Genomic DNA, 10259 nt, shown 5'->3' with positions numbered 1-10259 from the left:
CGGGATATCCCGGCGTTTTCACATCTGGCGTTAGCCTTACAGGCTTTCGGTAAAGGTACGGGCGATAACGTCGCGCTGCTGTTCCGGCGTCAGAGAGTTGAAGCGTACCGCGTAGCCGGAAACACGAATGGTCAGCTGCGGATATTTTTCCGGATGCTCAACCGCGTCCAGCAGGGTTTCGCGACGCAGCACGTTAACGTTCAGGTGCTGACCGCCTTCGACGCGCACTTCCGGTTTCACGTCCACCGGGATTTCACGGTATTCGATTTCACCCAGTTTGCTTACCGCAACCACATCATCTTCCGCAAAACCACCTTTGGCGCACAGGCAGCGCGCTTCGCCTTTTTCGCTATCCAGCAGCCAGAAAGAGTTGAGCAGGTCGTCGTTTGCCGCTTTAGTAATTTGGATACCAGTAATCATTTGATGCCTCCCAGGCAGTGTTTATTCGATTTTGGCCTCTTCGCGGCCAATTGGTAAAACCATTGTTGTATGAGTGTATATATATCAGCCGCCCCCTCGGCATTCCTTGATATAAATCAATAAAAACCACTCACCCAACGTGGGTATAGGAGGTTTTTATTGTTTTACATCAAGTTACGCCATTGTGAGCTATAAATAATTTTGTAAATTTTCAATTTTTTTTGCATAAAAGCCGGCATCAGGCCGTGCCGATTTTGTTCTATAGAAAGAAGCCGTTAAGCTATAGCGATGACCCTTTTGCAGGAGAGCAAGATGACCACCCCTTTAACCTGGCATGACGTGCTGGCGGATGAAAAGCAACAACCCTATTTTCTCAATACTCTGAAGACCGTCGCCGAAGAGCGCCAGTCGGGGATCACCATCTATCCGCCGCAAAAAGACGTCTTCAATGCGTTTCGCTTTACTGAACTGGGCGATGTCAAAGTCGTCATTCTCGGCCAGGACCCCTATCACGGCCCGGGTCAGGCCCACGGTCTGGCGTTCTCAGTTCGTCCGGGCGTCGCGATCCCGCCTTCGTTGCTGAATATGTATAAAGAGCTGGAGGCCACGATCCCCGGCTTTACCCGCCCCACCCACGGTTATCTCGAAAGCTGGGCACGACAGGGCGTGCTGCTGCTGAATACGGTCCTGACCGTCCGCGCCGGACAGGCGCACTCGCACGCCAGTCTGGGCTGGGAGACCTTTACCGATAAGGTTATCGCTTTAATCAATGAGCATTGCGAGGGAGTAGTTTTTCTGCTGTGGGGCTCTCATGCGCAGAAGAAAGGCGCGATTATCGATCGTCAGCGCCACTGCGTGCTGAAGGCGCCGCATCCATCACCGCTCTCTGCGCATCGCGGCTTCTTTGGCTGCAATCATTTCGTCCAGACCAACCAGTGGCTGGTTGACCGCGGCGAAACGCCGATCGACTGGATGCCGGTCCTTCCCGCTGAAAGCGAGTGATTGACAGCCATAAAAAAAAGCCAGCATCAGCTGGCTTTTTTGCATTCAGGCAGGCGAATCACGCCTTGTTCTGACGCCACCATTCCGCCAGCAGGACGCCGGTCGCCACAGAGACGTTCAGGCTTTCGACGTTGCCGGTACCGTCGATGGCAACGCTGAGATCGGCGCTGGAAATCGCCGCATCGGACAGACCATCACGTTCCTGGCCTAACGCCAGCACCATTTTCTTCGGCAGCTCGGCTTTAAACAGCGGGGTACCATTATGGCTGGACGTTGAGACAATCGCGTAGCCCGCTTTGCGGAACCGATCGAGGGTATCGATAAAGCTGTCGCCAGTGATCGGTTCAACATGCTCCGCACCGCCCTCCGCCGTACGGATCGCCGCCCCGGACTCCAGCACGCCAGCATCCTGAACCACCACGCCCTTCACGCCAAAGTGCGCGCAGCTACGCATGATCGCCCCGAGATTATGTGGGTTACCCACATCTTCCAGCGCCAGAACGCAATCTTCTTCCCCGGCCTTCGCGACCCATTGAGCAACAGAAGTGCCGTGGCGTTTTTTGATCAGGAAGCAGACGCCGCCGTGGTGCTCGGTGCCGGAGGCTTTCGCCAGCTCGGCTTCGTCCACCACGTGATAGGCCTTACGGTTGGCCGCCATCCAGCGCAGCGCCTCTTTAAAGCGCGGCGTCACGCTCTGAATAAACCAGGCGCGAACGATAGCTTCCGGACGGCTCTGGAACAGCGCCTGGCAGGCGTTTTCGCCATATACGCGGGTCTCTTCCGCACGCTGACGACGCAGCACTTCCGGATCGATAAAGCTCTTCCCGCTGATCCCGCCGTGATCTTCTTTTACCGGCGTCTCATCGCCAGGAGCGCGGGAAACGGTACGCCACGGAGACGCATCGTCGCGATGAAAATCATCGCGTTTGCGATCGTCACGCTTACGGTCGTCACGTTTGCGATCGTCGCCGCGGCTGTTTCGTTCGTCACGCGCAGGGCGGCTGCGGCCGTCAACACGAGATTTTCCTGGACGACCTCCCCCTTTCCCGGTACGTGGGTTATGGGTGCGTTTGTCAGAATCATCATCACTGCGGACATACATCACTTTGACCTTGCCGCTTTTATTTTTCAGTTCGTCGCTCATCAATTTTCTCCACCTGCGCTGCGCGAAGCGCGCAGATTACCCGATGTGCCATCGCTTCGCCATGATTTCGTTTAAAAGCCGGCCTCTATTGCACTCATCGAACAAAACGCATTGTCCTCAAATAACACTTCATCGATAATATGTAACATCACAGAAACATATCGGCCACGTGCCACGTTGCAACCCATAACCAGAGGTTAGTTATGAATACCGTTTGTGCCAGTTGTCAGGCTCTGAACCGCCTCCCGGACGATCGTAGCGCGGATGGCGCAAAGTGCGGACGCTGCGGTCACGATCTTTTTGACGGCGACGTCATCAACGCGACCGGGGCAACGCTGGATAAACTCTTGAAGGACGATCTGCCGGTCGTTGTCGATTTCTGGGCGCCATGGTGCGGACCCTGCCGTAGCTTCGCGCCGATCTTTGAAGACGTCGCGGAAGAGCGTAGCGGGAAGATGCGTTTTGTGAAAGTCAACACCGAAGCGGAACGTGAGCTTAGCGCCCGGTTTCGTATCCGCAGCATCCCGACCATTATGATGTTCAAAAATGGCGAAGTGATCGACATGCTCAATGGCGCAGTGCCAAAAGCGCCATTCGATAGCTGGCTTAACGAAGCCGGCCAACAATAACCCTTCCGGGGCACCGCTTGTGCCCCGTTTTCACCTCTGCGACAATAGCGTTTTTCACTAGCGACTCCCATGACTGATAACGCTGTCCTTCGCCTGCGCGCCGAACGTCTCGCGCGAGCTACCCGCCCTTTCCTTGCGCGCGGTAATCGCATCCGCCGCTGCCAGCGCTGTCTGCTGCCGCTCAAGCAGTGCCTGTGCGCCACGTTAACCTCAGCGCAGGCCGCCAGCCGCTTCTGCCTGGTGATGTTTGATACGGAACCGATGAAGCCCAGCAACACTGGCCGGCTCATCGCCGATATTCTGCCAGATACCGAAGCGTTTCAGTGGTCGCGTACCGAACCGCCGCAGGCGCTGCTCGATCTGGTCGCCCATCCTGATTATCAGCCCATGGTCGTATTTCCGGCCTCCTATGCCGGGCCGGATCGCCAGGTCCTGAGCGCGCCGCCGTCCGGTAAACCCCCGCTGTTTATCATGCTCGACGGCACCTGGACCGAAGCGCGCAAAATGTTCCGTAAGAGTCCTTATCTCGACGCGCTGCCGATTATCTCCGTCGATCTGTCGCGCATCTCTGCCTACCATCTGCGCGAGGCGCACGCCGACGGACAATATTGTACCGCGGAAGTGGCCATCGCCCTGCTGGATCTGGCGGGCGATGCCCCGGCCGCCGCTGCGCTTGGCGAGCACTTCACCCGCTTCCGGACCCGCTATCTGGCGGGAAAAACCCAGCATAAGGGCAGTATCACAGCGGGCCAGGTGGAAAACGTTTAAAATCATTCGGTCACTGGGATGAAAGGAGACCGGTATGAGCCAACGAGGCCTGGAAGCGCTGCTGCGACCAAAGTCCATCGCCGTTATTGGCGCATCAATGAAGCCGCAGCGAGCTGGCTATCTCATGATGCGCAACCTGTTAGCCGGCGGCTTCAATGGCCCGGTGATGCCGGTCACCCCCGCCTGGAAGGCGGTTCTTGGGGGACTGGCATGGCCTACCATCGAGAGTCTGCCGTTTACCCCGGATCTGGCGGTGCTCTGTACTAACGCCAGGCGTAATCTCGAATTGCTCGAAGCCTTAGGGCAAAAAGGCTGCAAGACCTGCATCATCCTCTCTTCGCAGCCGGAACAGTACCCGGCGCTGCTCGAATGCGCCGCGCGCTATCAGATGCGTCTGCTCGGCCCCAACAGTCTCGGACTGCTGGCCCCATGGCAAGGGCTGAACGCCAGCTTTTCACCGGTGCCGATCCATCGCGGTAAACTGGCCTTTATCTCGCAGTCGGCCGCCGTCTCCAATACTATCCTTGACTGGGCGCAACAGCGCGAGATGGGTTTTTCCTACTTCATCGCCCTGGGTGATAGCCTGGATATTGATGTCGATGACCTGCTGGACTTTCTGGCCCGCGACAGCAAGACCAGCGCCATTTTGCTGTACCTCGAGCATCTCAGCGACGCGCGCCGCTTTGTCTCCGCCGCGCGCAGCGCTTCGCGAAACAAACCTATCCTGGTGATTAAAAGCGGCCGTAGTCCGGCGGCGCAGAAGCTATTGCACGCCAATTCCGGGATGGACCCGGCATGGGATGCGGCCATTCAGCGCGCTGGTCTGCTGCGGGTGCAGGATACCCATGAGCTGTTCTCTGCGGTGGAAACGCTCAGCCACATGCGCCCGCTGCGCGGTGAAAAACTGATGATCGTCAGCAACGGTGCGGCGCCGGCGGCGCTGGCGCTGGATGAGCTTTGGTTGCGAAACGGTAAGCTGGCGACTCTCAGCGAGGAGACGCGCGACGCCCTGCGCCAGGCGTTGCCGGTTGGCGTGGAGATCGCCAACCCGCTGGATCTACGCGATGACGCCAGTAGCGAACACTATCAGCGGGCGGTGAATGTTTTGCTCAACAGTCAGGACTATGACGCGCTGCTGGTGATCCACTCTCCCAGCGCCGCCGCGCCGGGCACCGAGAGTGCCCTGGCCCTGATTGACGCTCTGAAGCATCACCCGCGCGGTAAATATGTCACCGTGCTGACCAACTGGTGCGGCGAATTTTCCTCGCAGGAAGCGCGACGTTTATTCAGCGATGCCGGCCTCCCTACCTACCGTACGCCGGAGGGCACGATCACCGCTTTTATGCATATGGTGGAATACCGTCGCAACCAGAAACAACTGCGCGAGACGCCGGTGCTACCAGACTCCTTAACCGCCAATACCAGCGAGGCGCATGCTCTGCTGCAGCAAGCGATAGAAGACGGCGCCACCACGCTGGATACTCACGAGGTCAGCCCGGTGCTTCGGGCCTATGGCATCCACACGCTGCCAACCTGGATTGCCGCTGACAGCGCGGAAGCGGTGCATATCGCTGAGCAGATAGGCTATCCGGTTGCGCTGAAGCTGCGTTCTCCGGATATCCCGCACAAATCAGAAGTACAGGGGGTCATGCTCTATTTGCGTACCGCCGCCGAGGTGCAGCAGGCTGCAGATGCGATGATCGATCGCGTCAAACTGGCCTGGCCCCAGGCGCGCATTCATGGATTGCTGGTGCAAAGCATGGCCAATCGCGCTGGCGCCCAGGAGCTAAGAGTAGTGGTTGAGCACGATCCCGTCTTCGGCCCGTTGATTATGCTGGGCGAGGGCGGCGTGGAGTGGCGGGCCGAGGACCAGGCCGCCGTGGCGCTGCCGCCGCTGAATATGAACCTGGCGCGTTATCTGGTGATCCAGGCGATCAAAAATAAGAAGATCCGCGGCCGCAGCGCCTTGCGCCCGCTGGATATCGCTGGCTTAAGCCAGCTGCTGGTTCAGGTCTCGAACCTGATCGTCGACTGCCCGGAGATCCAGCGCCTGGATATTCATCCCCTGCTCGCCTCCGGCAACGAGTTTACGGCGCTGGACGTTACCCTGGGGCTTGCTCCCTTCAGCGGCGACAGTGAAAGCCGTCTCGCTATTCGTCCCTATCCGCACCAACTGGAGGAGTGGGTGGTGATGAAAAATGGCGATCGCTGTCTGTTCCGGCCGATCCTCCCGGAAGATGAGCCACAGTTGCTCGCATTTATCGCCCAGGTCACCAAAGAAGATCTCTATTATCGCTATTTTAGTGAGATCAACGAATTTACCCATGACGACTTAGCCAATATGACCCAGATCGACTACGATCGAGAAATGGCGTTCGTTGCCGTCAGGACCAGCGCAGAGAAGAGCGAGATCCTCGGCGTGACGCGGGCGATCTCCGATCCCGATAATATTGACGCCGAGTTTGCCGTTCTGGTCCGTTCAGATTTAAAAGGGTTAGGCCTGGGGCGAAGGTTGCTGGAAAAGCTGATCGCCTATACGCAAAGCCATGGCTTGCAGCGCCTTAATGGTATTACGATGCCAAATAACCGAGGCATGATAGGCCTCGCCAGAAAGCTGGGATTCACCGTCGATATTCAGCTGGAAGATGGGATTGTCAGCCTGTCGCTGCCCCTGAATCAGGGATAATCGCGCGACGCTGACCGCAATTGTTGACCACATTAGCGGGTAGTAATGGTATTATTGCCCGCTTACGTCGTCTGCATGGTACAGAAGACCCTTCAATAAACAGAGAAGAAACGCACTGTGATGTTGTCAAAATTTAAGCGTAATAAACATCAACAACACCTTGCCCAACTCCCTAAGCTTTCTCAGTCAGTTGATGATGTAGAGTTCTTTTACGCCCCTGCGGAATTCAGGGAAGCGTTACTGACCCGGATTGCCCACGCCACTCAGCGTATATGCATTATTGCGCTCTATCTGGAGCAAGATGATGGCGGAAAAGGAATTTTGCAGGCCCTTTATGACGCCAAACGCCAGCGTCCGGAACTGGATGTCCGCGTTCTGGTGGACTGGCACCGCGCTCAGCGTGGCCGTATCGGCGCCGCCGCCTCTAATACCAATGCCGACTGGTATTGTCGGATGGCCAATGAAAATCCAGGGGTAGATATCCCCGTTTACGGCGTGCCGATTAACACCCGGGAGGCGCTCGGCGTTCTCCATTTCAAAGGCTTTATTATTGATGACTGCGTCCTCTACAGCGGCGCCAGCCTGAATGATGTTTATCTGCATCAGCATGATAAGTATCGCTATGATCGCTATCAGTGCATCCGTAACGGCAAAATGGCGGACATCATGTTCGACTGGGTCGACAACAATCTGGTTCAGGGGCGCGGCGTTAACCGTCTCGACAGACCGGATCGGCCAAAAAGCCCGGAAATCAAAAACGACATTCGCCAGTACCGTCAGGAGCTCCGCGACCGCAGCTACCATTTTGTCGGCACCGCTGGTGACGAAGAACTCTCCGTCACCCCGCTGGTAGGCCTGGGTAAATCGAGCCTGCTGAATAAAACCATCTTTCACCTGATGCCCTGTGCCGAACACAAGCTGACGATCTGCACCCCCTACTTCAACCTCCCTGCCGTACTGGTAAGAAATATCATCCAGCTGCTGCGCGACGGTAAACAGGTGGAGATTATTGTCGGCGATAAAACGGCTAACGATTTCTACATTCCTGAAGATCAGCCGTTTAAAATCATCGGCGCCCTTCCCTATCTGTATGAGATCAACCTGCGGCGTTTCCTCAGCCGGCTGCAGTATTATGTCAATACCGATCAGCTGATCGTCCGCCTGTGGAAGGATGACGATAACAGCTACCACCTGAAAGGCATGTGGGTTGACGATGAGTGGATGCTGCTCACTGGCAACAACCTGAACCCGCGCGCCTGGCGGCTCGATCTGGAAAACGCCATTCTGATCCACGATCCAAAGCGGCAGCTGGGGGCCATGCGGGAGAAAGAGCTGAAGCTCATCCGCACCCACACCACGGTAGTGAAACATTATCGGGATCTGCAAAGTATCGCCGACTATCCGGTGAAAGTGCGAAAACTGATCCGCCGCCTGCGGCGGATCCGCATTGACCGGCTGATCAGCCGTATTCTCTGACTATCAGCCCCGCCTCGACGGGGCTTTTTTCTGGAAGCGCTATGCGTACGATAATAGTGATTGCTTCGCTGCTGTTAACCGGCTGCAGCCACATGGCAAATGATGCATGGTCCGGTCAGGACAAAGCCCAGCATTTTCTGGCCTCAGCGATGCTCTCTGCCGCTGGCAATGAATATGCGCAACATCAGGGTTACAGCCGGGACCGCAGCGCCGCTATCGGCCTGATGTTTTCCGTCAGCCTTGGCGCCTCAAAAGAGCTTTGGGACAGCCGCCCGGCTGGGAGCGGCTGGAGCTGGAAGGATTTTGCCTGGGATGTCGCCGGCGCGACCACCGGCTACGCTGTATGGCAGTTGGCTCATCAGTAAGCGTTACAGACGCAACCCCTTCCCTTTGCGATGCAACATCAGGGAGACAAGGAAGGCAATGGCGGCCATCACCGTCACATACCAGTAGAACGCGTGCTCTATCCCTGCCGACTTAAGCGACAGCGCGACGTACTCCGCAGAGCCGCCGAACAATGCGTTCGCGACGGCATAGGACAACCCGACCCCAAGCGCGCGAACCTGAGCCGGGAACATCTCTGCTTTCAGGATGCCGCTGATCGAGGTATAGAAACTGACAATCAGTAAGGCGCAGATCACCAGGCCGAAGGCGGCATAGGGTGAGCTCACTTTTTGCAAGGCGCTGAGAATAGGCACGGTAAATAACGTCGCCAGCACGCCAAAGCACAGCATGGAGGTCCGGCGGCCAACTTTATCCGAGAAGGCGCCGAATAGCGGCTGAACCAGCATATAAACGAACAGCGCCGCGGTCATGATCACGCTGGCGGTGCTGGCCGTCATGCCCGCCGTGTTGACCAGATACTTTTGCATATAGGTGGTGAAGGTGTAGAAGGTCAGCGATCCGGCGGCGGTAAAGCCTAACACCATCGCAAAGGCCCGGCGATTGCGCCACAACCCTTTAAATGAGCCAGCCTCTTTCAGCGCCCGGGTCTCTTGCTTCGAGGTTTCGTCCAGCTGGCGACGCAGCCACAGCGCGACGATAGCCAGTACCGCCCCGAGGGCAAAAGGAATACGCCATCCCCAGGCATGGAGATCTTCATCGCTAAGCACCTGCTGGAGCGCCACAACCACTAATACAGCCAGCAGTTGACCACCAATCAGCGTAACGTACTGGAAGGAGGCATAGAAGCCTTTCTTACCCTCCACCGCGACTTCACTCATATAGGTCGCACTGGTGCCGTATTCTCCGCCAACAGACAGCCCCTGGAACAGACGCGCCAGCAGCAGCAGCGCCGGGGCCCAGGTGCCGATCACCGCATAACCCGGCAGACAGGCAATCACCAGTGAGCCAAAGCACATCATGCAGACCGAGATAAGCATGGACGTTTTACGTCCCCGGCGGTCAGCGATCCGACCAAACAGCCACCCACCGATAGGACGCATCAGAAACCGGGCGGAAAATACGCCTGCCGTTTGCAGCAGTTGGGTGGTGGTATTTCCGGATGGAAAGAAGATGTGCGCGAAATAGAGCGAGCAGAATGAGTAAACGTAAAAATCAAACCATTCAACCAGATTCCCCGAGGAAGCGCCAACAATTGCCCAAATACGACGACGGGTATCGGCCAGTTCCGGCGCGCCCCGTTCGGTAATGCTACTTTCTGTCATTGTTATATTGCTCCAGCAAAGACTGCAATCTGTCTTGTCGGGCGTACCACGTCACGCAGACAAATTAATTAGTAAACTAAATGTTATATAATTGTTATATTTTTATATGTGATTGGATTCACATTTTTTTTCGCAAGCACGGTTTTCGCGATCATCGCCAGCGCAGGGGCAGGGAAAAAGTGGATTATGGCGAAGGGATTGCCATGACGGGGTTTTATTTTGCGTTGAAAGGAGATAATGGAGCGAACATGGCGTAATTTTCGCCGGAGGCGGTGCTGCGCACTTTGTCCGGGCTACGCTTTTGTAGCCCCGGTAAGCGCAGCGCCACCGGGGGAGATATACCCCACACAGCAAAAAAACCCGCACCTTTCGGGACGGGGTTCTTTTTAAACGCAAAAACAAAAAGGCCGCCCCCGCGCCCCCCCGCCCCCGCTTTCTTTTTTTTTTTTTTTTTTTTTTTCTTCTTT

General features: G+C 56.5%; 10 protein-coding genes. 6 read left to right on the top strand and 4 right to left on the bottom strand.

What is annotated here, in order from left to right; translation table 11 throughout:
* Positions 1 to 36: 36 nt before the first annotated feature.
* Positions 37 to 420, bottom strand: coding sequence for an autonomous glycyl radical cofactor GrcA (grcA, locus tag HMPREF9538_RS10750; RefSeq protein WP_002914084.1), 384 nt, complete (start codon positions 418 to 420; stop codon positions 37 to 39).
* A 312-nt stretch (positions 421 to 732) separates the two neighbouring features.
* Here grcA and ung point away from each other — a divergent pair, with 312 nt between their 5' ends.
* On the top strand, positions 733 to 1422 hold the full coding sequence (ung, locus tag HMPREF9538_RS10755; RefSeq protein WP_002914088.1) for a uracil-DNA glycosylase: 690 nt from the start codon (positions 733 to 735) through the stop codon (positions 1420 to 1422).
* Between the two features lie 58 nt (positions 1423 to 1480).
* Here the strand turns inward: ung and HMPREF9538_RS0127925 are convergent, their stop codons facing one another.
* Complete coding sequence (locus HMPREF9538_RS0127925; protein WP_020317146.1) at positions 1481 to 2566, bottom strand: tRNA/rRNA methyltransferase; 1086 nt, start codon at positions 2564 to 2566, stop codon at positions 1481 to 1483.
* 203 nt (positions 2567 to 2769) lie between these two features.
* Here HMPREF9538_RS0127925 and trxC point away from each other — a divergent pair, with 203 nt between their 5' ends.
* From trxC to HMPREF9538_RS10775, 5 genes are all read left to right on the top strand, one after another.
* Positions 2770 to 3195 (top strand): thioredoxin TrxC, encoded by a 426-nt coding sequence (trxC, locus tag HMPREF9538_RS10760; RefSeq protein ID WP_002914091.1) that lies wholly within the window; start codon positions 2770 to 2772, stop codon positions 3193 to 3195.
* 69 nt (positions 3196 to 3264) lie between these two features.
* Positions 3265 to 3963 (top strand): tRNA-uridine aminocarboxypropyltransferase, encoded by a 699-nt coding sequence (gene tapT / locus HMPREF9538_RS10765; RefSeq protein ID WP_002914092.1) that lies wholly within the window; start codon positions 3265 to 3267, stop codon positions 3961 to 3963.
* A gap of 34 nt (positions 3964 to 3997) precedes the next feature.
* Positions 3998 to 6649 (top strand): bifunctional acetate--CoA ligase family protein/GNAT family N-acetyltransferase, encoded by a 2652-nt coding sequence (locus HMPREF9538_RS10770; RefSeq protein WP_009485433.1) that lies wholly within the window; start codon positions 3998 to 4000, stop codon positions 6647 to 6649.
* 120 nt (positions 6650 to 6769) lie between these two features.
* Positions 6770 to 8125 (top strand): CDP-diacylglycerol--serine O-phosphatidyltransferase, encoded by a 1356-nt coding sequence (gene pssA, locus HMPREF9538_RS0127920; RefSeq protein ID WP_004180947.1) that lies wholly within the window; start codon positions 6770 to 6772, stop codon positions 8123 to 8125.
* Positions 8126 to 8166: 41 nt separating this feature from the next.
* Positions 8167 to 8490 (top strand): YfiM family lipoprotein, encoded by a 324-nt coding sequence (locus HMPREF9538_RS10775; RefSeq protein WP_002914095.1) that lies wholly within the window; start codon positions 8167 to 8169, stop codon positions 8488 to 8490.
* 3 nt (positions 8491 to 8493) lie between these two features.
* Here the strand turns inward: HMPREF9538_RS10775 and HMPREF9538_RS10780 are convergent, their stop codons facing one another.
* Both HMPREF9538_RS10780 and HMPREF9538_RS32340 read right to left on the bottom strand, forming a co-directional pair.
* Complete coding sequence (locus HMPREF9538_RS10780) at positions 8494 to 9792, bottom strand: MFS family transporter (protein WP_009485430.1); 1299 nt, start codon at positions 9790 to 9792, stop codon at positions 8494 to 8496.
* A 214-nt stretch (positions 9793 to 10006) separates the two neighbouring features.
* Positions 10007 to 10259, bottom strand: a 253-nt coding sequence (locus HMPREF9538_RS32340; RefSeq protein ID WP_009485428.1) for a conserved domain protein, incomplete at its 5' end; no start/stop codon positions are given.

The sequence above is a fragment of the Klebsiella sp. MS 92-3 genome, from assembly GCF_000195655.1.
GTDB lineage: Bacteria > Pseudomonadota > Gammaproteobacteria > Enterobacterales > Enterobacteriaceae > Klebsiella > Klebsiella pneumoniae.
The sequence above is the reverse complement of the archived record's forward strand: the minus strand, read 5'-3'. Positions and strand labels throughout refer to the sequence as shown.

What these genes read in the sequence shown, in the direction of transcription:
- grcA (WP_002914084.1), bottom strand. Translation starts at nt 420, where the DNA reads ATGATTACTGGTATCCAAATTACTAAAGCGGCAAACGACGACCTGCTC.
- ung (WP_002914088.1), top strand. Translation starts at nt 733, where the DNA reads ATGACCACCCCTTTAACCTGGCATGACGTGCTGGCGGATGAAAAGCAA.
- HMPREF9538_RS0127925 (WP_020317146.1), bottom strand. Translation starts at nt 2,566, where the DNA reads ATGAGCGACGAACTGAAAAATAAAAGCGGCAAGGTCAAAGTGATGTAT.
- trxC (WP_002914091.1), top strand. Translation starts at nt 2,770, where the DNA reads ATGAATACCGTTTGTGCCAGTTGTCAGGCTCTGAACCGCCTCCCGGAC.
- tapT (WP_002914092.1), top strand. Translation starts at nt 3,265, where the DNA reads ATGACTGATAACGCTGTCCTTCGCCTGCGCGCCGAACGTCTCGCGCGA.
- HMPREF9538_RS10770 (WP_009485433.1), top strand. Translation starts at nt 3,998, where the DNA reads ATGAGCCAACGAGGCCTGGAAGCGCTGCTGCGACCAAAGTCCATCGCC.
- pssA (WP_004180947.1), top strand. Translation starts at nt 6,770, where the DNA reads ATGTTGTCAAAATTTAAGCGTAATAAACATCAACAACACCTTGCCCAA.
- HMPREF9538_RS10775 (WP_002914095.1), top strand. Translation starts at nt 8,167, where the DNA reads ATGCGTACGATAATAGTGATTGCTTCGCTGCTGTTAACCGGCTGCAGC.
- HMPREF9538_RS10780 (WP_009485430.1), bottom strand. Translation starts at nt 9,792, where the DNA reads ATGACAGAAAGTAGCATTACCGAACGGGGCGCGCCGGAACTGGCCGAT.